Source organism: Solirubrobacter phytolaccae (assembly GCF_027587195.1).
Classification (GTDB): Bacteria; Actinomycetota; Thermoleophilia; order Solirubrobacterales; family Solirubrobacteraceae; genus Solirubrobacter; species Solirubrobacter phytolaccae.
The window spans coordinates 89819-111568 of sequence record NZ_JAPDDP010000005.1 but is presented as its reverse complement, the minus strand read 5'-3'; the positions used below and the strand labels follow the sequence as shown (position 1 = coordinate 111568).

Sequence of the window (21750 nt, the reverse complement as noted above, 5' to 3'; positions counted from 1 at the left end):
TCGGAGGGAAGCGCCGCCGCGGTCAGGCTCCCGACGTCCGGAAATAGATGGGGCCCCGGTTTCCCGGAGCCCCACCCGTAGCGGATCTATAAGCCGGATTCTGTCTCAAGCAGCCATCCATCTCTGCGACCGACCTGGACCTTGGCGGGCAGCCTGCAAGCGGTCCGGCTTGGTCTTGCATCAGGTGGGGTTTGCCTGGCCGCCGCGTCACCACGGCGCCGGTGCGCTCTTACCGCACCTTTTCAACCTTGCCGGGACGCTCTTGCGAGCGACCTTAGGCGGTGTGTTTTCTGTGGCACTTTCCCGCGAGTTTCCCCGGGTCGGCGTTACCGACCACCTTGCCCTGCGATGTCCGGACTTTCCTCGAGGGCAATGCCCCCGCGACTGCTCGATCCGCCAGGTCAAAGTAGCTGGTTGTGAAGCTACGGTGATCTTGCCTCCCGGATCCGTCCGAGATGCCGAAGACACTGAATGTGATGTACGACGTCGTCTATATCGATGCGCAGGGGGAAGAGACTCCAGTCGCGCAGCAGCTCGATGATCGGAAGCACGCCGCCGAAGTCGCGTGCAAGGCAGCCGCCGAGCGCGGTGCCGGACGAATGATGCTTCCGGGTTCGAGCCGCTTGCCCAACTGCGTCTGCGTCATCCCTGTGCCACCCGCCGAAGCCGCCTGACGCCAGGCATTCCGCCTAGGCGGCCGGCGAGCCGCTAGGTTGCTCCGCCATGCGAGTCGGTGTGATCGGTGGTGGCCTGATGGGCGCAGGGATCGCAGAGGTCTGTGCGCGATCCGGCGTCGACGTGACTGTGGTGGAGGCGAACGACGAGCGCGCTGAGCGCTCGCGTGCCGCGATCGAGAAGTCGCTGGACCGGGGCGTGCGCTCCGGCAAAGTCAGCGAGGACGAGAAGGCCGCGGCGCTTGACCACCTCGCGGTGACCTCGACCTTCGAGGACATCGAGGGCTCGGACGCGGCGATCGAGGCGATCGTCGAGGACGAAGAGCTCAAGCGCGACGTCTTCCGCCGCCTGGACGAGCTCCTGCCCAACGCGAAGTTCCTCGCCTCGAACACCTCCTCGGTGCCGATCATGAAGCTCGGCGCGCAGACCAAGCAGCCCGGCCGCGTGCTCGGGATGCACTTCTTCAACCCGGTACCGGTGCTCCCACTCGTCGAGCTGGTCACGTCGATCATGACCGAGCCCGAGACGGTCGACGACGTGCGCAAGTTCGCCGAGGACGTCCTCGGCAAGCAGTGCATCGACTCCCAGGACCGCGCGGGCTTCGTCGTCAACGCGCTGCTGATCCCGTACCTGCTGAGCGCGATCCGCATGTACGAGTCGGGCTTCGCCTCCAAGGAGGACATCGACCAGGGCATGGTGCTGGGCTGCGCGCATCCGATGGGGCCACTGCGGCTCTCCGATCTGATCGGCCTGGATACGTTGCTGGCGGTCGCCGAGTCCCTGCACGACGAGTTCCGCGATCCGGCTTCAGTGTCCCCCGCGCTGCTCAACCGCATGGTCGAGGCCGGCCTGCTCGGTCGCAAGACCGGGCGCGGCTTCTACGACTACTCGAAGTAGGGCGGCTCAGCTCAGCATCGACAGTGGAGGGCGGCGCCGCCCGTCACTGCTCGCGCGCCATCAGCCTGCGGGGCGCGCGACTACGCGACGGTCGTCCCGCAGGAGGTGCAGGCCCCGATGCGCGAGTCCTCGACCGCGGGCAGCACCTCGCCGTGGCAGACCGGGCACGCCGCGGGCAACCCGATGGCCAGACCCTCCCATACGCGCGACATGACGTCGTCGAGCGTCGGCCCGGCCAACGAGGCACCCGCGGCCCTCGGCGTGCGCGGCTCACCGGCGACCTCGGTCTCCGGCGCGAGTACGACCATCTCAGCCTCGTCGAGCTCCGGCGCGATCTCCACCAGCCAAGCGTCCTCCGGAGCCAAGGGCGCCGACGGCTCCACGAAGCCGCTGGGCGCCTCGGCGACGGACGCTTCGCCCTCGACGACGACCTCGCCCTCCGCAGCCTCGTGACGGCGCGGGAACTCGACGACCTGCCCACCCTCGGGCGCCACGGTCTCCTCCGACTGCGGCCGCGCCGAAGGCGGCGCGAGCACGTCGAACAGGGACGGCTGGCGCACGTCATCCGCGTAGTCGCGGTGATCGGCCATCAGCGCACTCATTATGCGACCCTCCGCATCACGCCGACAACCCGGCCGAGGACTTGTACCTCGCGCGAGCGGATCGGCTCCAGGGCATCGTTCTCCGGTTGCAGACGCACGTGGTCCGCCTCCTTGAAGTAGCGCTTCACGGTGGCCTCCTCCCCCACGAGCGCGACGACGATCTGCCCGTCGTCGGCCGTGTCCTGCTGGCGAACGACCACAACGTCGTCCGGGAGGATCCCCGCCTTGATCATCGAGTCCCCGCGCACCCGCAGCAGGTACTCGCCGTCTTCGCCGCCCGCGATCTCCGGGATCTGGACGTACTCCTCGATGTTCTCCTCGGCCAGCAACGGCTGACCCGCGGCCACATGCCCGACGAGCGGCAGCCCGTTCGGCAGCACGGCCGACTTCACCGCATCCAGCGCCGACGTCGCGGCCGACCCGGCCTTGTCCAGCAGCTCGATTGCACGAGGCTTGGATGGATCACGCCGCAGCAGCCCGACCTTCTCCAGGTTCGCCAGGTGCGCGTGCACCGTCGAGGACGACGCCAGACCGACCGCCTTGCCGATGTCTCGCACCGTCGGCGGATAGCCGTGGCTCGCTGAATAGCGCTTGATGAAGTCGAAGATCTCCTGCTGGCGCTTCGTCAGATCCTTGCCGATGTCCATGCGGTGTTCGCGTCTCCCTGAACTTGCCCGAACGTGTGTTCGCACAAGGTACCTCTCCTCGCGGACGGACTCAACCCCCGACCGCTCGCGGCTATACTTCGCGGCCGCTCTTGCGCCGATGGCGGAATTGGTAGACGCGCCAGGTTGAGGGCCTGGTCCGGGCTAACCGGGTGGAGGTTCGAGTCCTCTTCGGCGCATTGCAGAAAGCCCCGCTTCGGCGGGGCTTTCGTCGTTCTGGGGCCGCTCGTTCCGCCGGGGGAGAACACTCGCGGCGTCGCCTCAGCGACGGTGGCGCGCGAAGAACGCCCAGAGCGTCTCGGTGGTGTCGAGGCCCTGGGAACGGGTGGCCCACTCGTGGTCGAGGCCCCGCAGGGTGAAGAGGTCGACATCGAGACCGCCGGGGCAGCGTGATCTTGAGCGCCTGAGGTCGCCGGACGTCGTGACCGAGGCTGGGGCGCACCGCAGGCTCGAGCGCCATTGGCTGATGACGCGACGGATCGGCGGAAGGTCGGCGTCGCCGTCGGGCGGGACGATGCCGTCCTCCGTTCCGTGGATGTGGATGACAGACACCCGGCGCCGGTCCGGGCAGTCGACCATCTGCGTGCCGGCGACGGGGCCGATGGCGGCGAAGCGATCGGACTCGCAGCCCAGCCGGTAGGCCATCATCGCTCCGTTGGAGAAGCCCGTGGCGTAGATCCGGCGACGATCGACGCCTACGCGGCGACTGACGTCGGTGATGATCGCGTGGGCCGCGGCGACGTCGTCGACTCCCTCGCTCTGCGCGCCGCCGCAACAGCCGCCGGCGTTGAAGGACTGCTCGACGCCCTCCGGGAACGCGACGACGAATCCGTGGCGGTCGGCCGCCTGTGTCCAGCCGCCTCCGCGCTCGGCGTCCTCGGCGGTCTGGGGCCAGCCGTGGTAGACCACGATCAGAGGCGCGCGGCGTGAGAGTCCCGCGGGGCGGTACAGCCGGTATTCGCGGGTCGTCCCGTCCACCGCGACCGAGTGGGTCGACGGACCGGGCGTGCTCGTCGTCGCCGCAGAGCGCTCCGACGCGGTTCTCGACGACCCGCAGCCGGTCGCAAGCAGCGCCGCGCAGAGGAGGAGGGCGCGCACGGCTCTGCGAGTGCGGAGCTCGGATACGTGGTCGGCGCCGGGCATGGAGACCGTCTTTCGCTCGCGTGGTGGCGGACTCGCCGGCCGCGCGTCACGTTCGACGGTAGACGCTCCGCGCGATGACCGGGGGGCCCTGTCGATCCCCCCTTCACAGGGCCCCGCTATTCCCGGGCGAAGCGGGACATGTTGGGGAGATGTCGACGCCCAACAACCACGAGGGGTGCCACGCAGCATGAGCTCGACGTCCGATCACGACACCGATACGGCTGGGCGAAGCCGTCGTCGGTTCCTCCAAGGAGCGGCGGGGCTCGCCGCCGCCCCGTTGATCGTCGGCGGCGCTGGGACGTCGCCGGCGTTCGGCGCAACGAAGTCTCGCGGCGGGTCCGGCGGGGGTCGCGGCCCCAGCGGCAGTCGCGCGGTGACCGCGTCCACGACGCTGACCGAGCGCCGTCGGCTCGGCCGCCTGAAGGTCTCCGGCATCGGGCTGGGCACGCAGACGATGCCCGGCAACCTGTACGGGCCGGTGACCAGCCGCAAGGACATGGTCGCCCTGGTGCGGACCGCGGTCGACCAAGGGGTCACGTTCTTCGACAGCGCGGAGGCCTACGGGCCGTTCGAAGCGGAGCGGATCCTCGGCGAGGGCGTACGCGGCGTCCGCGACGACGTCGTGATCGCCACCAAGTTCGGCTGGAACATCGACCCCGACACCGGCCAGCAGCTCGGCGGCCTCAACAGCCAACCCGACCACATCCGCCGCGCGGTCGACGGGATGCTCCGCCGGCTGCGCACCGACCGCATCGACCTCCTCTACCAGCACCGCGTGGACCCCACCGTCCCGATCGAGGACGTCGCCGACACCATCAAGGACCTGGTCCGAGCCGGCAAGGTGCTGCACTGGGGCCTGAGCGAACCCGGACCGCAGACGGTACGCCGCGCGCACGCCGTCCACCCGCTGGCCGCGATCCAGAACGAGTACTCGATGGTCTGGCGAGGCCCGGAGGAGCAGATCCTGCCGCTGTGCCGGGAGCTCGGCATCGGCTTCGTGTGCTGGGCACCGCTCGCCTACGGGTTCACGACCGGCACGATCAATCCCTACACCCGATTCGTCCCCGGCGACTTCCGCCCCGCGCTGCCGCGCAACAGCGCCGAGAACATGCCGGCCAACATGCCGCTCGTGCAGCTGCTGCTGGACTGGGGCGTGCGCAAGGGCGCCACACCCGCGCAGATCTCCCTCGCGTGGCTGCGCGCCCAGCAACCGTGGATCGTGCCCATTCCCAGCACCACGCGGCTCTCGCACCTGCTGGAGAACATCGGCACCGAGGAGGTGACGTTCAGCAGCGAGGAGCTTCGCGAGCTGACCACCGCCCTGGACGCCATCACCATCCAGGGCGCTCGACTGCCGGCGGGCGTGCTCAGGCTCTCGGGTGTCGAGGCGCCGCCCCGCCCGCGCTAGACCGCGTCACGCCGGCTGCTGATCAGGTGCGGTCACCGGCGGCGCGGCCTCGCCGCGTCGCCAGGTGATCGTCACGACGACACCTATGGCGTAGCTCACCATCGCATCGCCGCCGCGTTGACCGTGGCGCCGGGCTGCTCGTGCTCTCCTGGCCGTGGAGGCCCGAGTCCTCTTCGGCGCACTAGGAAAGGCCCGCACATGCGGGCCTTTCTTGTTTCTGCGAGTAAGCAGTGGACGCCCGGTGGCTACATGCGGACGGCGCCGGCCTTGCCGCTCTCCACGCCGAACGTCGCCAGCGTCTCCGCCGTGCCGTACACGCGCTTCTCGATTTCGGTGACGATCCGGAAGCGCGAGGTCCAGGACTGGGGCGTCATCGCGCACTCCACGTAGCCGCGTTGGTTGTTGCGGAACAGCAGGTGCGGGTTGTTCTTGTCGTTGTTCCAGCGGACGAACGGGTTCGGCGTGTTGCCTGCCGTCGAGAGTGACGTGCCCATGAACTCGGTCGCCACGGGCGGGCCGTCGAGGCGGTTGAAGTCCGGCGGCACATTGCGGACCCAGTTGTTGTGCGAGTCGCCCGTGAGCACGATCGGGTTGGGGGTGCGGCGCTCGGCGAGCGTCTCGAGGATCTTCTGGCGGTCGGCGACGTAGCCGTCCCAGTTGTCGGGGCTGTTGAACTCGACCGAGTTGAGCGCGGTGTCACGGTCGAAGGGCGAGAACGCCTTGTTGTTGGCCAACACGTTCCAACCGGCGCGCGTGGTCGACAGCTCGTTCAGCAGCCAGCGCATCTGGTCCGGGCCGAGCATGGTCCGGTTCGGGTCCAGCTCGCTCGGGGTGTAGCCGTTGGCGCCGCGCGGGCTGGCCGGGTCCGCGTTCGGGGAGCGGTACTGACGCCCGTCGATCGCGTAGAAGCTCGCCAGGCGGCCCCACTGGATGGTCCGGAACATCATCATCCCGGTGCCGACGGAGGGCACCGCGGTCTTGCGCACGGGCATGTGCTCGTAGTAGGCCTTGTAGGCGGCGGCGCGGATGGCCGGGAACTGCTCCGCCGGCACGTCCGTCCCGGGAACGAGGCCCGCGTAGTTGTTGTCGACCTCGTGGTCGTCCCAGGTCATGAAGAACGGCAGGGCGGCGTGGACCTTCTGCAGGTCCGGGTCCGTCTTGTACTGCGCGTGGCGGATCCGGAAGTCCGACAGCGACGCCAGTCTGACCGCCGGCAGATGCGGGCGGAACGGCGCGGTGCCGCCGGGGCCCTCGTAGATGTAGTCGCCGAGGTGCACGACGAACTGCGGGTCGCGGCGGACGATGTCGTCGTAGACGTTGAAGTACCCGTTGGCCCAGTTGTGGCAGGAGACGAACGCGAACGTCAGCTCCTTGTTGCCGAAGAACGGCGGAGGCGCGGTGCGCGTGCGGCCGACCGGGCTGACGTTCGTGCCCCACTTGAAGCGGTAGAAGTACTCGCGCTGCGGCAGCAGGCCGGTGACCTCGACGTGGACGCTGTGCGCCCACTCGGGCACCGCTTGCTCCGTCCCGCGCCGTACCGGGAACTTGAACTGCTCGTCGAGCGCGACTTCCCACTGGACGGCGCAGCGCTGCGTGCCCATCCCACCGTCGGCCAGCTCCGGCCGCGGCGCCAGCCGCGTCCACAGCACGACCCCGTCGGGCGTCGGGTCGCCCGAAGCGATCCCGAGCGAGAACGGATCTCCGTCGACCGACGACCCGACGGCACGCGCGACCGTCGGCAGCAGCACCGCGCCCGCCGCGAGCGTCCCGCCGGTGCGCAGCAATGCCCGGCGGCTGATGCGCCGGTCCCAATCCCCACTGATGCTCATATCGCTGACCTCCTAGGGCCGCGTCGTCGACAGCGTGAAGGTCACGGTCTTGGAGTAGCGCCCGGTGCGCAGCGCGTCGGTGGCCTTCACGAGCTGCTTGAAGCCGACCGTGACCTGCTCGTTGGAGACCGGGCCGTCCCAGGTGGACTTCGAGAGCGCGACCTGCAGCGGCTCCGGCAGCTTGAAGGCCCCGTTGACGAGATGGCCGGGGTCGCCGACCGACAGCGTGGCGTCACCCGCCGTGGAGGTGACGGTCGCCGCGGCGGTCGTCTCGTACAGACGCTCGACGCCCGGCACGAACGGGCCGAGCGGACCCGGGGTGCCGATCGCCAGCGACAGCGTGGCCGGGACGGTGCCACCGACGGACGTCTCCGTCGAGGTCTGGTAGGCCGGCAGGCGCTCGTCCAGCTCCAGGAACGCGTTGTCCGTGTGGCCGATGAAGACGCGACCTTCGGGGCTGACCGCAAGCCGCAACCAGGCGTCCAGGTCACGGCGCAGCGAGTAGGCGCCGAGCGAGAGCGTCTGCAGCAGCGCGGGCTTGACCGTCGAGCCGAACGCCACGGTCTCCGGGTCGCGCAGGACGTAGACCTCGATCGCCTGCTGCTCCGGGACGCGGACGGCGAACAGCAGGTCGCCGCCGGGGGTCGCCTCGGTGTCCTGCACGTACGGGTTGCGCCCCGGGATGTCGACCGTGAACGCGCCGAGCGAAGTGCCCGTCGAGAGCTCGTAGACGTCGACGGAGCCGAACGCGGGGTTGTAGGTGCGGTCGCCGATGCGCGTACCGCCGAACGTGCCGGCGTCCGCGCGCTCGAGGACCGTCTCGCCCGCCCGGTTCACGTGGGTGAGCGGGCCTTCCGTGCTGCGCAGCCAGTAGCCGCCGGCGCCGTCCGGGACGGCGTCGCCCGCGTGCGAGCCGACCGTCCTGGCGTTGGGCCCGCGCGGGTCGTCCGGGTCGACGGACAGCACGCCGTTGTCGGTCGGGAACAGGATCCGGCCGTCGTCGTAGGTCATCGACTTCGGGTTGCCGCCGAAGCCGTACGTGAGCTCGAACTCGAAGCTCGGGTCCTGGGGCACGACGGGAATGACCGCGTGGGAGCCGGGCGCCGCGACCTTGAAGACAGACAGGCCGCCCGACTCGCCGGAAGCGAGCACGAGGTTGCGCTCGGGGATCGGCACGACGTACTCGGGGCGCTCGCCCGTCGCGAGGATCTGCAGCAGCTTCGGAGCGGCAGGATCGGCCAGGTCGAGGATGTGCAGCTGGTTGCCGCGCTCGGACACCACGAAGCCGAGCAGCGACTCGCCGAAGCGCGCGACGGCCGCTCCCTCGTACTGGTGGCCCGCCTCCCCGGCGTCGCTCGTCGGGTAGAACCCGCGGCGCGCGGTCTCACGCTCGCCCGCGAGCCCGGAGTCGTACACCAGGGCGCCCGTGTCGGCGTTGTAGACGCCGTACCCACGGCCGCCGAACTTGCGCGTGATCGCGCCCTGGTCGATCGCGCGAGCGCCGTCGGAGAAGAAGTCCTTCTCACCCTCGTTGGCCGCCAGGAAGTGCTTGCCGTCGGGCAGCCAGGCGACGCCGTCGGGCATGCGCGGAGCCTTCGCCGGCGCCGTCCAGTCCCACGCCCCGAACTGCTCACGTTCCTTGAACGTCGTGGTGTCGATCGAGCCCGCGTCGAGCACCTTCTGCACGGTGCCGGACACGAGGTCGACGAGCGCGAACGCGTTCTGGTCCTGGACGGAGACGAGCGCGACGTTGTCCGCGCGGACGTCGATGTACTCGGGCTGGAGCTTGAGCGTCACGCCCAGCGGCTTCAGCCAGCGCGCGTCGTCGCGGGCGGGCAGCGCGATCTGGCGCGTCGTCCAGTCGGCCACCTCGCGCCCGAGCATGTCGAGCACGATCACCGAGCCGTCGTTGAAGCCCTGGTCCTGCTCGTCGGCGATCGCCGCGTACTGCCCGTCGGGCGACACGTCGACCGAGTCGCCGCTCGGGATCGCGATCCGGCGGACCTCGGCGAGCGTGCCCGCGTCCAGGATGCGCAGGTTGCGCGCGTCCGGCCCGCCCGGGCGCTCCGGGTCCAGCTGCTGGTCGACGACGAGCAGGTAGCGCCCGTCCTTGGTGAACGCCAGCGCGGTCTGGTCGGTCGCGAGGCTCGCCTTCACCCGCGGGACGGCGGGGTCGGTGATGTCGACGAGCGCGATCCCGGTGAAGGGCGTCGCGGTCGCGACCGTCCTGCCGTCGGGCGAGACGCTGATCGCCTCCGGGGACACGTCGGTGAACAGCGGGCCCGCCGGTGTGAAGACCGGTACGGCGGCCCCGGCGGGTGCGGCAAGCGTGAGCAGGCCGAGCGCGGCGGCCGTCCCGGCCAGCCGCGTCAGGCGCGCGGATCCATGCACTGAAGCTCCAGTCTCTGGTGACCGGCGCGACACTACGGACGCCGCGGTCCGGATCCCGGAGCTGGCTACGGGTTGTTCACGAGAGGGGGTCGGTCCGCATCGCGGCGGTGAAGCGTCGGAGCAGCGCTCGCAGCGCGGCCACGTCGGACGCGGGGAACTGCTCGAGGATCTCGAGATGGGACGCCTCGGCGGCGAGGTTGATGCGCTCCAGCGCCTGCCGACCCTCGGTGGTCAGGGCCAGCAGCGGAGAGGTCTTGTGGTCCGGATTGGGCTCGAGCGCGACCAGGCCCTCCTGCTGGAGCTGGTCCGCCAGGCGCTGGATGTTCTGACGGCTGACGCCGAGCCGGCGGGAGACCTGGGGCACCGTGAGCGTCCCGCCGCTCCCGAGGATCCAGAGCGTCTGCCAGCGCGCCTGGGTCTGGCCGGCGGTACCGGCGATCGTCTCGCCCACCCGGCGGCCGACGCCGGCCGCCTCGAAGAGCTCGGCGTACAGCTGCTCCATCTCACGCACGAGGCGATGGTAGACGCCGCGCGGTCAATTTGACAACTCGTTGCTGATTTAGCACTCTGATGCAGATATGACCTCCCTCTACGGCGGCTACCTGACCTTCGGCGAGGACAAGATGGACGACGCGTTCCGCGGGTGGAGCGCCTGGACCGCGACCGCCGACCCGCGCGTGACGACGACGGCCGCGTTCACCCGTCCGCCCGGCCACGGTCCACGGTCACTCGCCCTCCACTGCGCGTTTCCCGGGGGCTCAGACGAAGGGGCGAGGGCCATCGCCGCGCTCCGTGACCTCGGTCCGGACGCCGACACGGTCCAGCTCCTCCCCGCGCGGGACATCGCTCGCGTGTTCGACGAGCCCCGCGGCGCGGCACCTTCGTGGTCACAGGGGTTGATGCTCGCCGCCTTCGATCCCGACTGCGCCGAGCGGCTGCTGCAGCTGCTCGGCGCCCACGGCTCGATGCCGTTCATCAAGGTGCAGGTCCGCCACCTGGGTGGCGCCGCGGCCAACGACATCGAAGGCGGGTCGCCGGCGCCCGGCCGCGGGTGCCCGTTCATCCTCGGCGCGATCGGGATCGACGTGCCCTCGTTCAACCATGCGTATCCGGCCGCCTTCGACGAGCTGCGCGCGGCGCTCGATCGGTGGACGTCACCCGAGCTCACCGCCAACTTCGCCTGCGGCGGCACCGCGGGCTACGCCCCCGGGGTCGAAGCCCGGCTCCGCGAGATCGAGCAGCGGCTCACCGACGGCGTCTCACCGGCCTAGAGCGGGCTGAGCTGCTCGTTACGCAAGATGGGTACCGTGGTCGCAGGAGGGCATTCATCGTGGGGTCGGTCCGATCGGGCCGGCAGCACCATCTGACTTCCGAGCGCTGAAGCTGGAACCGGAGGTCGTGGTGGCGAGTGGTACCTGAGCGGGTGATGCGGCGCGGGAAGGGCCGGCGCCTGCGGGAGTTCGGGCGACGGCACGGCACGCTGCTGACGGTCGTCGGCTCGCTGGGCACCGCCGCGGCGCTCGCGATCGTGCTCGCCGGGCAGCGTGACGAGTTCACGTTCGCGCTCAAGAGCGTCGGGATGTGGACGCTCGTCGTCGCCGTCGTCCTGCAGATCGTCGCCCTGCTCTCACGCAGCGAGGCGTGGCACCTGAGCGTCGAGGCGGCAGGCGGGACGGTGGAGCGGCGGGTGCTGTTCCGCGCGTCGAGCATGCAGGTGCTGGGGAGCGTGCTCAACTCGCAGCTCGGGGTGGCGGCGCGGATCGCGGCGCTGCGGCGGTCGTCGCCGAGCGTGTGTCCGCAGGTGCCGACGCTGATCGCGGCCGAGTTCCCGATCCTTGCCGTCGAGGCGACGCTGGCGGCGCTGGCGTCGTTCACGCTGGTCGGGCCGCTGGGGCTGCCGTGGTGGTTGCCGGTGATCGCCTTCGCCGTGTTCGCCACCGCCAGCGCCGGCCTCCGCAAGCTCGCATTGCGGACGGGTCGCGAGCTGTGGCGCGGGCTCGCCGTGCTGCGCACGCGCACCGGCGGGACGCGCGTGATCGGCCTCGTGCTGGTGGCCGTGTTCTCGCAGATCTTCCGCAACTGGCTGCTGCTGCACGCGGTCGGCGTCGACGCGTCGTTCCTCGACGCGATCGCGCTGCTGATCGCCGTGGCGGTGCTCGGGCAGCTGCCGATCGGGCCGACGACGGGCGCGGCGGCCGCGGTGCTCATCCTGGGCAGCAACGGGGTCGCGGCGGTCGCCGCCACGGGGGTGCTGCTGACCGTGACCGGGACGGTCGGCGGGCTGTGCTTCGCCGCCTGGGCGGGCGCCGATCACCTCTGGACGCGTACGCGCGGCGACGTCCAGGACGCCGCCGCGCGCGCCGCGGCTACTTCTTCTTCTTGATCTTGGCGGTGACGGTGCCGGAGGCCTTGCCCTGCTGGCCCTTGGCGTTGACCGCGACCGTCTTGTACTTGTAGGTCTTGCCGGCCTTGACCTTGGTGTCGGTGAAGGCCTTGCTGCCGGCCTTCACGGTCTTGACCAGCTTGTACGCGCCCTTGCCGTCCGCGCGGTAGACGCGGATCGACTTCGCGCCCTTGGGTGCGGCCGGCAGCGTGAGCTTGACCTTCGTGCCGCTCACGGACGCCTTCGGGGTCTTGGGCGCGGCGGCGGGCTGGCCGTTGACGAGCCAGGTGTTCTCGATGCCGTCGCCGTCGAGGTCGGCCTGGTTCTTGGGCGGAACGGGCGTGACCGGAGTCGTGGGCGGAACCGGCGGCGCGACGGGCGCGTCGACGACGGTCCAGGTGACCGAGTACGCGGCCTCGTTGTCGAGCGGGAACACGGTGAACGTGTGCGCGCCGACCGCAAGCCCGGCGAGCGAAGCGCCGGTGGCGGAGCAGGGGACCTCGCGGCCGGCCTCGGTGTGGAGGTCGAGCCCGCAGTACGGCGTCTCACCGGGCAGGCTGCCGGTCACGGCGTAGCTGAAGTCGGCGGTGCGGGCGGTCGTGGAGGCCGCCGGCTGCCCGGTGAACATGACGGTCTGCGCCGGGTTCGTCGCGACGTTCACCACCGGGGTGAAGCCGCTCGTCGGCTTTGAGTCGTCGCCGTTGCCGTCGATCCTGGTGAACGAGCGGACGGCGCGGAGCTGGAAGCTGAAGTCGGTGCCGAGCGGCAGCGGCTTGCCGTCGTTGTCCCACTCGATGACGAACTGGGTGTCACCGGTCTTGCCGTTCAGGTAGACCGGCTCCTGCGCACGGACGCCGTTGACGATCCGGTAGAGCTCGTAGGCCGTCCCCGACTCCTGGGCGAAGGAGACGGTGTACTGGCGACGACCGCCCGTGGCGGTCACGGTCGGCGTGGCCGGGTCGTTCCAGGAGAAGCCGTCGATCTCCTGCGCGTCGTTGAAGAAGTCCACTGCGATGCCAGTGCTGCCGGCGCGCGTGCACCCCGTGCCCATGCCCGTCACCACGGCGGCGATGTCGACCTCCTCGAAGGAGACGATGTCGCCCTTCGGCAGCTCGGCGGTGAAGCTGCTCGCGCCCACGGTGACCGGGACGTCGGTGCGCGCCGTGGCCTGGGAGACGGCGCACGGCTCGTCGTACAGGTCCCGGAACTCGCCGTCCACCTCGCGGACGCCGTCCGCGCCGATGACGTCGTAGACGTACGACCCGCGGCCGAGGAACACCTTCGTGTTCGCGAGGTCGGACGGCGTGGCGGCCGTGACCGTCAGGTGCACCGTGCTCGCCGAGGGCCCTGCATCGGTGATCTGCACCGTCGTCGCGACGGGACCGCCGTCGGGGAACGTGACGGTCGTGCCGGCCAGGGCGGACGGCGCGAAGGCCGCCAGGCCGACGGCAACGGCGACGGGCGCCAGGACGCGCGAGAGTCGGGACATGCAGAGGGTCCTTTCGAGATGCTGCGGTCAACCGTCGAGCGCCGCAGGTCGGCACGCCAAAAGGCCATGGAAAACCGGGCAAGCACGCAACCCGGCAGCCCGTTACTCGACACCCGCGCGAGCGAGCTTGAGCGACCCGTCACCGAAGTGACGGGTCGGCTCTCAGCGAGGTTGGTCGGCGAGCTCCGGCGCAAGGATGCGGCGCAGCCGTTCGACGCAGCGGCCGCGGGTGGGGCCGATGCTGCCGACCGGCAACCCGAGCTCCGCGGACACGTCCGCGTAGCTGGGCTCGGTGTCGGCGAGCAGCGACTCCATCAGCCGCTGCTGGCGCTCCGGAAGCCGCGCCAGGGCGGCCGCGAGCGCGACGCGACGCTCCGCGAGGAGCGCCTCGTCCGGGTCGTCGTAGGCGACGACGTCGACGAACAGGTCCTCGCCCGTGAGGTCCTCGCGCCCGCGCCGCTTGAGGGCCCGCAGGCTCTCGCGCCGCGCGGTCGTGTCCACCCAGGCGCCGAGCGCCTGGGGGTCACGGACCCGCTCCAGCCCGCGGTACAGACGCAGCCAGGTCTCCTGGGCGACATCGTCGGCCTGGTAGGGGTTCAGGCCGTAGCCGCGGGCGACGCGGGCGATCCTGCCGCTGAAGCGGCTGACGAGCGCCGACCAGGCCGACTGGTCGCCCCTGGCGGCGGCGGCGATCATGCGCTCGAGCGCGCGGCCGTCGGCGGTCGAGCGGCGCTGCCGCTCGGCGTCGAGGGCGGCGACGTATTCGCGGTTCTGATGGTGGGTGTGGAGCATGGCGGGACTCCGGGAGGCTCAGACGGCGCGGGGGCACACCGGCTGAATGGGGGCTATTTGCAGGGAAGACGCTACGTCCGCGCGTCTCCCCCGCATACGCCATCTGGCGTGCGCGGAACCCGTCATTTGACGGGCACGAGCACCGAATAAAGCGCTGCCTAAAGGCGTGGATCAGGCGTTGCGCAAGGCATCGAGCGCCTCGCGGTCGAGCACCTGGATCTCGCGGCGCTTGGTCTCGATGTATTTGAGCGAGCGCATGGTCTGTAGGGCCCGGCCGACCGACTCGATCGACGCGCCGGTGGAGCCCGCCAGCTCGTCCTGGGTGATCGGGAGCGAGATCCGGATGCGGCCGTCGTGCTCGTCGCCGAAGCGGTCGCACAGCTCGGCGAGGCGCGAGGCGACGCGACCCATCGTCGACAGGGTCGAGAACTCGGCGCGGCGGCTGTCGGCCTCACGCAGCCGCTGGCTCATCAGCGCGAGCAGCACCAGCGCCGCTTCCGGATGCTCGCGCAGGAAGCCACGGAACGCCGAGTGCGTGAACACGAACGCGTCGACCGCCTCGACCGCCGCGACCGTGGCGGAGCGCGGCTCACCGTCCAGCGCCGACTGCTCCCCGACCAGCTCCCCCGGCCCGCGGTAGGCGAGCACGACCTCACGCCCGCCGAGCACGACCCGGCTGACCTTCACGAGCCCGGAGCGCAGCAGGAGCACGCGATCGGGCACCTGCCCCTCGTGAAGCAGCTCCCGCCCGCGCGCGTATGTGCACGACTGCCCGCGCTTGCGCAGCGCCTCGCGGGCCGCCGGCTCCAGCCCCGCCCAGAAGTCGGCCGTCATGCCGTGCGCTCCAGCATGTACGGGATGAGCGCGTGGATGAACTCGACGTGCTCGGAGCGCGGCACGCCCGCGAACGCGTCCTCGAACGCCGCGTCGGCCGCGACCGCCAGCCGATCGGCGTACGCGCGCGCGAACTCGAGGCTGCCGTGGCGCTCCATCAGCTCGCGCACGAGCGCGACGTCGGCATCGCTCCGCGCCTCCTCCGGCTCCCCCAGGAACTCGACCAGCCACGCGCGCCGCGACGCATCGACCGCCCCCAGCAGGTGCAGCAGCATCAGCGTCCGCTTGCCCTCGCGGATGTCGCCGAGCGCGTCCTTGCCGTGCACGGCGCCCGACCCCATCACGCTCAGCAGGTCGTCGCGGACCTGGAACGCGGCGCCGAGGTGGAACCCGAACCGCGCCAGCGACCGGAGCGGTACCGTCGCCCGCGAGCCGATCAGCGCCCCGAGCCGCAGCGGCGCGACCGTGCTGTAGCAACACGTCTTCTTCGAGACGAGCTCCAGGTAGTCCGCCGGCGCCAGCGCGACGACGTTGTCGCGCCGCCAGCCCAGCTCGAGCGCCTGCCCCTCCGTGGTCTGGACGATCATCGCCAGCACCTCGTCGAGCACTCGCCGCGCGAGCCGGCCGCCGAGCACACTCGTGTCGCGGAGCGGCTCGAGCGCGAACGTCGCCAGCGCGTCGCCCGCGTTGATCGCGAGCGGCGCGCCGTGCAGCTCGTGCAGTGTCGGCAGACCCCGCCGGCGCCGGCTCGCGTCCTGGAAGTCGTCGTGGATCAGGAACGCGTTGTGCAGCAGCTCCAGCGAGACCGCCGCCCCGAGCGCCTCCCGCGTCGGCCCGCCGAACGCCCGGCAGGTCGCGATCAACAGCCCCGGGCGCATGCCCTTGCCGCCGCGCCGCGGGTACTCGCGCACGAGCGAGGCGAGGTACGGCGAGTCCTCGCGCGCGAGCCGCCGCTCGACCTCCTCGCCGATCAGCCGCGCGTAGCCCGCGAGCGTCTCCTCGACGGTGGTCAGCGTCGCGCTCACGGCGCGACCACCAGGCACACGGCGAGCGCGCTCGCCGGCAGGGCAGGCGAGAGCACGTGCCCGTGGTACCGGCCCGGCGCCGCGCCCAGCGGGATCTGCACGCGCAGGATCGACCCCGTGCTCGCACTCGGCTCGAGCTCGACCGTCTCCGGCGAGAAGGACGCGAAGGCGGCGCTGATCCGCGCGCCGGACGCCGCGTTCAGGTCCGTCATGAACAGCTCGACGCCGTCCACGCGCGCCGCGGTGACGTTGTGCAGCCACACGGTCGTCTGGGCCTCCTCGCCCGCGCGCCCGAGGAGCGCCAGCGGCACGTCCGGCGACGGGTCGGTGCCGGGGTGCAGCGCGGCCTGCGCGAGGTCCGCGTAGGTCTCGAATGCGCGCTGGAAGAGGTCCGCGTAGAGGTCGAGCGTACGCGCCGCCGCTGACCGCACCTGCGTGAGCCGCACGCGGCTGGCCGGTGGGAGATCCTGCCCGCTGTCCGAGAGCGGCGGCGAGGACGAGCGCTCCTCCAGCCCGTCGAGGATGCGGTCGAAGACCGCCTCGGCGGCGCGGAGCCCGTCGTCGTTCACGCGCGGCTCCACGAGCCGAGCACCCCCTCCATCAGCCCGCGCCCGCGCACCGTGTTGGCCGCCTCCAGCCCGGACAGCACCGCGGCTTCCACGCAGCCCGCGTTGTGCCCGTTGTCGATCCAGTCGCCGGCGAGGACGAGGTTCTCGTAGCCCGACGTGTCGGCGCTCAGCCGCCAGCGCGCCGTGCCCGGCAACGACTGCACGTAGCGCTCGGTCGGCTCCACGTTCACGCGCGTGTACCGCGACACCAGGTCCGGCTCCCGATAGCCGGGCCAGTAGCGCCCGACCGGTCCGCGCAGGAAGGCGTCGGCGTCGTCGTGCGCGCGCCTGCGCGCCGACTGCTTGCCGAGCCGGTCATCGATGACGCCGCAGAAGTACCCCACCGACCGCGGCCGGTCCGCGTCCGGCCAGTCCTCGGTCTCGAGCGTGTGCGTCATCGACGCGTAGACCTCGAACGGGACCGCGTAGCCGGCGACCGTCGCCCCCGGGTGCCGCCAGCCGAGCTCCTCCTCCCCCGCGCGCGTCCACACCTGCAGCGACCGCGTCGCGACCGTCCCGAGCAGCATCGTCATCGCCTGCCAGTCGGGCGAGTCCTCGATCAGCTCCGCGCAGATCTCGGGCAGCGCCCCGAGCGCCGCCGCCAGCACGACGACGTCGTAGTCGTCCCCGGCGACGAGCCGCGCCGACTCGCGCGGACGCGGCAGCGGGCGCGACGGAAAGCACGGCAGCCCGCGCACGTGCACGAGCGGCTCGAGGTCGAGCCCGGCCGCGTGCCGCACCAGCGACACCGCCGCGATCCGCCGCCGCGCACGGTCCACGTGCAGGCGCTGCACGCGATGCGCGAACGCGAACCGCACCCCGCGCGCCCGCAGCGCCTGGTAGAGCGGCGCCATCACGACGTCGCCCATGCCGGCGCGCATCTTCCAGAAGATCGCGCCGCGGAACTCGAAGAACAGCTTGTAGGACAGGAACACGCCCAGGCCGGCGGAGAACCGCGGCCGCGCGGGATCGCCGCCCTCGTAGGCGAACACGAAGTCGTACATCACGCGCACGAGCGGCGAGTCGAGCGTCTCGCGGTCCGCTCCGTGGCGGGCGAGCCAGTCGCGGAAGTCCCAGCGGTCGATCGCCGCGAACGCCGCCGGGTTGCCGAGCAGGCCGCCGGAGACGATGCCCGAGAGGCAGGCGAGCAGCAGGTCGGCGAGCTGCCACGTGCGGCGGGCGTCGTCGTCGCGCCGGATCCGGTCCAGCAGCTCGACCCGCGTGCGGTCGAGGAACTCGAGCAGGCGGGCGCCCAGCGCGCTGTCGGCCGGGACACCGGCGCGCAGCAGCCGCAGCGACTGCACGGCGCCGATCAACGTCGCGATCTCGGCCTGGCGGAGGACGCTCGCGAAGTCGTCGGGCGCCGCCTGCCGGGGTGGGTGCGGGGAGGCGCTGAGCACGACGCCCGCCGCCACCGGCGACGGCTCCGCGCGCACGGACGCGGCGAAGTCCGCGAGCAGCCGCAGCCCGCGCTCGACGAACGTCGCCACCGCCAGCGGTCCGGTCGCCCCGCCCTCCACCCCCGGCTCGTGCGCGTTGCCGGTGAAGCTCGCGACCCAGTGCGACCAGCCCTCGGGCGTGCGATCGGCCGCGCCGACCTCACTCGAGGCGATGAACGCGTCGCGCCAGCCGGCGATCGGGCAGCCCGGGTCGGTGCGCTCGCGGTCGAGCTCCGCGTAGACCTCGCGCAGCAGCCGGAACGCGTTGTCGTAGTAGCCGAGCCAGACGTGCAGCCCGTGCTCCTCGATCCGGCCGTGCACGCCACGGCTGCTGGCGCCCTTGCCGCCCAGTCGCCAGTCGCGCTCGTAGACCGTGACCTGGAAGCGGCCGCCCAGCTCGGGCCGGGTGAGCTCCCACGCCGCCGTGAGCCCGGCGATCCCGCCGCCCAGGATCGCCACCCTGCGCGGCCGGGACGCGGTCATGGCGCCGCGAACTCGTTCGCGGCCTCCAGGGCGACCGTCGCTCGCAGCTGCAACGCGGCCGCGCGTTGCCGGCGCGCCTTCTCGACCGCGTGGCGCAGGTCCTCCAGCCCGCCCGGGTCACCGTTCTCCCAGCGCAGCGTGCCGCGCAGCCGGAGCGTCTCGGACGCGAAGAACTCCGACCCGGTCGCGGCCGCGACCGCCAGCGCCTCGTCGAGCGTCACGCGCGCCTCGCCCGCGCGGCCCGCGTGGAGCTGCGCCGCCGCGAGCGCGGTCAGGAAGTACGGCGTCCACACCTCCGACGCGCGCGCGATCCGCCACTGCTCGACCGCCGCGACGGCCGCGTCGAGCGCCTCGAGCTCGCCCAGGTGCACACGGTCGAAGGACACGTGCATCCACCCGACCAGCGACCACAGCGCGAAGCCGTGGCGCTCGCCGGTCGCGAGCATCTCCTGGCCGTGGCGCAGCGACACGGCGTGCTCGCCCGCCAGCCGCTGCACGAGCGCGAGGCAGCCGTCGAGGTAGGCCTTGCTGAACGGCCCGAACGGGAACGGCAGCGTCGCGGCGCGGCGCAGGCCCTGCTCGCCGATCAGCCGGGCGCCGTGCGGGTCGCCCATGATCCACCGCGTGACGGCGAGATGGCCGCTGACCGACACGGCCAGGTCGTTCGGCATCGGCCAGTGCTCCGGCGTCCGGCCCGGCGGTGATGACCAGGCGTGCGCGAGCCCGCCTTCCATCAACTCGCGCGCCTCCTGCAGGTGGCCCTGGAAGGAGCGCGTGGTGCCCTTGAAGACCTCGCGCGCGGGCAGCGCGATGCCCGCCGCGGCGATCGCCTGCTCGATCGTGTCCGACACGCGATCGGCTTCGACGAGGTCGCCCTGCGAGCAGTAGTAGGCCCACCCGAGCATCAGGCTCGACAGCTGCTCGGGCCCGCCTCCGAGCTCGGTGCACAGCTCGACGCAGCGCGCGTGGTCCTCCATCGCCTCCTCGGCGGAGAACCCGCGCGCCATCACGGCGCTGAAGCTGCGCAGCCCGCGCACGGTGAGCTCGGTCACGAGGCGCTCGCGCCCCGCCGGAAGCCGCTCGATCAGCCCGAGCGCGTGGGTCAGGTCCGTCGTCGCCTCCTTGTGCGTGCCCAACGCCTGCCCGGCGCGCGCGGCGTCGACGTAGGCCAGGATCGCCTCGTCGAAGCGGTGGGCCTTCTCGAGGTGGAAGGCGGCTTCGCCGGCGTCACGGGAGGCGGGGCGCGCGGTCGTGCCGAGCAGGTCGGCGATCCGGCTGTGGCGATCCCGCGCCTCCGCCCGCCGCTGGGTCTCGTACGCGACCACGCGGATCAGCTCGTGGCGGAAGCGGATCATGTGCTCGCCCGACCCGTCGACGAGCCCGGCGGCCATGAGGTTCGCGAGCCGGGTGTGGAACGTCGAGTCCGCAAGCTCCGATACGCGCTGGAGCAGCTCGCGGTCGACGTCGCGACCGATCGTGGCCGCGATCTGCGCGAGCTCCAGGTTCACGCCGGGTGACGCGAGCCGGGCGAGCAGCGAGTCGCGCAGCGCGGACGGGATGCGTGGGTCCGGCTCGCGGATCGCCGGGTACAGCCCGCGCGGATCGCTCACGTCGGAGCTGCGGACGAGCTCCTCCAGGTAGAGCGGGATGCCGTCGCTGCGGGCGATCAGCGCGCGCAGCCGGTCGGCGCCGAGCCCGGCCCCTCCGGCCAGCCGCACGGCCATCGCCTGCGACTCGCCGGTCGACAGCGGGACGAGCTCGACCCGCTGCAGGGGCGCCTCGTCCCAGGGCGGCTGGAAGCGCTCGCGCCCGCTCAGCACGATCAGCAGGCCCGGGTGCGGCGCCGCCAGCAGCAGGCCGATCAGCTCCAAGGTCGACTCGTCCGCCCAGTGCAGATCCTCGACGACCAGGAACACGGGCGCCTCCGCGGCGGCGCTGCGCACCAGGTCGGCCGCCGCGCCGATCGCCTTGGTCCGCAGCAGGCTCGGGTCGACCTCGGACTGCGGGACGGTCGCCTCGAGCGGGATCGAGAGCGCGGCCGCCAGCAGCGGCAGATCGCCGTCGGCCGTGTCGACGGCCGACCGGAGCTTGGCGAGGCGCCGGCCGGTGTCGTCGTGCTCCGCGATGCCGCACGCCTGCTCGAGCACGTCACGGAACGCGTGCAGGCTGGTGGTCTGGTGATAGCCCGAGCACGGGCACAGGCGCACATCCGTCCCGGCGACGCGCGCCGCCTCCATGATCGTCCGCGACTTCCCGATGCCCGCGGCGCCGCTGACGAGCACGCACGGCGAGGCGTCGTCCTCGGCCGCGTCACGCCAAGCGCCGACGAGCACGTCACGCTCCCGCTCACGGCCGGTGAACGGCGTCAGGTCACCGGTGGCGTCGAACCGGCGGTCGGCACGCTCCCCCGCGACCGCGTAGATGCGCATCGGCGCGAGCACGTCCCGGAGCGTCGCCACCCCGCGGGCCTCGACGTCGAAGTAGCCGTCGACCAGGGCGTGGGTGGCCTCGCTGATCAGCACCGTGTCGGGCTCCGCGAACGTCTGCAGGCGCGAGGCCTCGTTGGGCGCGGCACCGACGACTCCGCCGTCGTCAATCACGACCATGCCCGTATGGACCGCGACGCGCACGTGGAGCTCGACGCCGTGCTCCCGCTGCGCGCGCACGCCGCGGACGATCTCCAAGCCCCCGAGCACGCCCCGGCGCGCGTCGTCCTCGTGCACGCTCGGGAACCCGAACCGCACCAGCAGCCCGTCCCCCTGGCGGTCCTCGATGAAGCCGCCGAACCGCTGGACGGCCTGCGCGCAGATCGCCCGGTAGCCGCGCAGCACCTCGGTCATGTCCTCGGGATCGAGCGTCTGGCTGAGCGCCGTGGACCCGACCAGGTCGCAGAACATCAACGTCATCTGGCAGCGGCGAGCGGACCCGTCCAGCAGCCGGCGCGCCTCGGCGTGCTCCGGATCGAGCGCCAGGACCGCGGACGCGAGCGCCCGCGCCCGCTCACCGTCACCGTCGTCGTGGGCGTGACGAGCGTCGCCCCAGAGGCTCTCGATCTGCTTCGCGAAGTGCTCGCTCGCCATGCGCCCG

At 71.8% G+C, this 21750-nt stretch carries 18 protein-coding genes, 1 tRNA gene and 1 other RNA gene; 6 read left to right on the top strand and 14 right to left on the bottom strand.

Annotated elements, in window-relative coordinates:
* Window positions 1-73: 73 nt before the first annotated feature.
* Window positions 74-400: RNase P RNA component class A (gene rnpB, locus OJ997_RS04395), an RNA gene on the bottom strand.
* A gap of 76 nt (window positions 401-476) precedes the next feature.
* Between rnpB and OJ997_RS04390 the strand changes: the two genes are divergently transcribed.
* Together OJ997_RS04390 and OJ997_RS04385 are read left to right on the top strand one after the other, a co-directional pair.
* Window positions 477-674 (top strand): hypothetical protein, encoded by a 198-nt coding sequence (locus OJ997_RS04390; RefSeq protein ID WP_270023810.1) that lies wholly within the window; start codon window positions 477-479, stop codon window positions 672-674.
* Between the two features lie 49 nt (window positions 675-723).
* A complete protein-coding gene (locus OJ997_RS04385) occupies window positions 724-1572 on the top strand; it encodes a 3-hydroxybutyryl-CoA dehydrogenase (protein WP_270023809.1) in 849 nt (282 codons plus the stop codon).
* Between the two features lie 80 nt (window positions 1573-1652).
* On the opposite strand, the gene OJ997_RS04380 is transcribed toward OJ997_RS04385, so the two are convergent.
* Entirely contained in the window at window positions 1653-2174 is a 522-nt protein-coding gene (locus tag OJ997_RS04380) for a hypothetical protein (protein WP_270023808.1), read from the bottom strand.
* Window positions 2174-2821 (bottom strand): transcriptional repressor LexA, encoded by a 648-nt coding sequence (lexA, locus tag OJ997_RS04375; protein WP_270023807.1) that lies wholly within the window; start codon window positions 2819-2821, stop codon window positions 2174-2176. Before lexA ends, OJ997_RS04380 begins: the two co-directional genes overlap by 1 nt.
* Before the next feature lie 112 nt (window positions 2822-2933).
* Between lexA and OJ997_RS04370 the strand changes: the two genes are divergently transcribed.
* Window positions 2934-3018 (top strand) — tRNA-Leu (locus OJ997_RS04370).
* A gap of 82 nt (window positions 3019-3100) precedes the next feature.
* On the opposite strand, the gene OJ997_RS04365 is transcribed toward OJ997_RS04370, so the two are convergent.
* Window positions 3101-3937 carry a CE1 family esterase gene (locus OJ997_RS04365; RefSeq protein ID WP_270023806.1) on the bottom strand — a complete coding sequence of 279 codons (837 nt, stop codon included), beginning with the start codon at window positions 3935-3937 and terminating at the stop codon, window positions 3101-3103.
* A gap of 232 nt (window positions 3938-4169) precedes the next feature.
* Between OJ997_RS04365 and OJ997_RS04360 the strand changes: the two genes are divergently transcribed.
* Complete coding sequence (locus tag OJ997_RS04360) at window positions 4170-5390, top strand: aldo/keto reductase (protein WP_272599333.1); 1221 nt, start codon at window positions 4170-4172, stop codon at window positions 5388-5390.
* 245 nt (window positions 5391-5635) lie between these two features.
* On the opposite strand, the gene OJ997_RS04355 is transcribed toward OJ997_RS04360, so the two are convergent.
* The 3 genes from OJ997_RS04355 to OJ997_RS04345 all read right to left on the bottom strand — a co-directional run bounded on the left by OJ997_RS04355 (window position 5636) and on the right by OJ997_RS04345 (window position 10112).
* The gene (locus OJ997_RS04355) at window positions 5636-7219 is read right to left on the bottom strand and encodes an alkaline phosphatase D family protein (RefSeq protein ID WP_270023804.1); all 1584 of its coding nucleotides are present in this window, start codon (window positions 7217-7219) and stop codon (window positions 5636-5638) included.
* A 12-nt stretch (window positions 7220-7231) separates the two neighbouring features.
* A complete protein-coding gene (locus OJ997_RS04350; protein WP_270023803.1) occupies window positions 7232-9610 on the bottom strand; it encodes a WD40 repeat domain-containing protein in 2379 nt (792 codons plus the stop codon).
* A gap of 76 nt (window positions 9611-9686) precedes the next feature.
* Entirely contained in the window at window positions 9687-10112 is a 426-nt protein-coding gene (locus OJ997_RS04345) for a MarR family winged helix-turn-helix transcriptional regulator (protein ID WP_270023877.1), read from the bottom strand.
* Window positions 10113-10188: 76 nt separating this feature from the next.
* On the opposite strand from OJ997_RS04345, the gene OJ997_RS04340 reads away from it, so the two are divergent.
* Both OJ997_RS04340 and OJ997_RS04335 read left to right on the top strand, forming a co-directional pair.
* The gene (locus OJ997_RS04340; RefSeq protein WP_270023802.1) at window positions 10189-10881 is read left to right on the top strand and encodes a hypothetical protein; all 693 of its coding nucleotides are present in this window, start codon (window positions 10189-10191) and stop codon (window positions 10879-10881) included.
* A gap of 155 nt (window positions 10882-11036) precedes the next feature.
* Window positions 11037-11993 (top strand): hypothetical protein, encoded by a 957-nt coding sequence (locus OJ997_RS04335; RefSeq protein WP_270023801.1) that lies wholly within the window; start codon window positions 11037-11039, stop codon window positions 11991-11993.
* On the opposite strand, the gene OJ997_RS04330 is transcribed toward OJ997_RS04335, so the two are convergent.
* The 7 genes from OJ997_RS04330 to OJ997_RS04300 all read right to left on the bottom strand — a co-directional run bounded on the left by OJ997_RS04330 (window position 11977) and on the right by OJ997_RS04300 (window position 21743).
* Window positions 11977-13482, bottom strand: coding sequence for a fibronectin type III domain-containing protein (locus OJ997_RS04330; protein ID WP_270023800.1), 1506 nt, complete (start codon window positions 13480-13482; stop codon window positions 11977-11979). The genes OJ997_RS04335 and OJ997_RS04330 overlap by 17 nt on opposite strands.
* 162 nt (window positions 13483-13644) lie before the next feature.
* The gene (locus tag OJ997_RS04325) at window positions 13645-14274 is read right to left on the bottom strand and encodes an RNA polymerase sigma factor (protein WP_270023799.1); all 630 of its coding nucleotides are present in this window, start codon (window positions 14272-14274) and stop codon (window positions 13645-13647) included.
* A 171-nt stretch (window positions 14275-14445) separates the two neighbouring features.
* Window positions 14446-15108, bottom strand: coding sequence for a Crp/Fnr family transcriptional regulator (locus OJ997_RS04320; protein WP_270023798.1), 663 nt, complete (start codon window positions 15106-15108; stop codon window positions 14446-14448).
* Complete coding sequence (locus OJ997_RS04315) at window positions 15105-16133, bottom strand: polyprenyl synthetase family protein (RefSeq protein ID WP_270023797.1); 1029 nt, start codon at window positions 16131-16133, stop codon at window positions 15105-15107. Before OJ997_RS04315 ends, OJ997_RS04320 begins: the two co-directional genes overlap by 4 nt.
* The gene (locus tag OJ997_RS04310) at window positions 16130-16714 is read right to left on the bottom strand and encodes a hypothetical protein (RefSeq protein ID WP_270023796.1); all 585 of its coding nucleotides are present in this window, start codon (window positions 16712-16714) and stop codon (window positions 16130-16132) included. The genes OJ997_RS04315 and OJ997_RS04310 overlap by 4 nt, the downstream gene beginning before the upstream one ends.
* Window positions 16699-18663, bottom strand: coding sequence for an FAD-dependent oxidoreductase (locus tag OJ997_RS04305; protein ID WP_270023795.1), 1965 nt, complete (start codon window positions 18661-18663; stop codon window positions 16699-16701). Before OJ997_RS04305 ends, OJ997_RS04310 begins: the two co-directional genes overlap by 16 nt.
* Window positions 18660-21743: an ATP-binding protein gene (locus OJ997_RS04300; RefSeq protein ID WP_270023794.1), complete on the bottom strand. Its 3084-nt coding sequence runs from the start codon at window positions 21741-21743 to the stop codon at window positions 18660-18662. The genes OJ997_RS04305 and OJ997_RS04300 overlap by 4 nt, the downstream gene beginning before the upstream one ends.
* Window positions 21744-21750 lie beyond the last annotated feature (7 nt).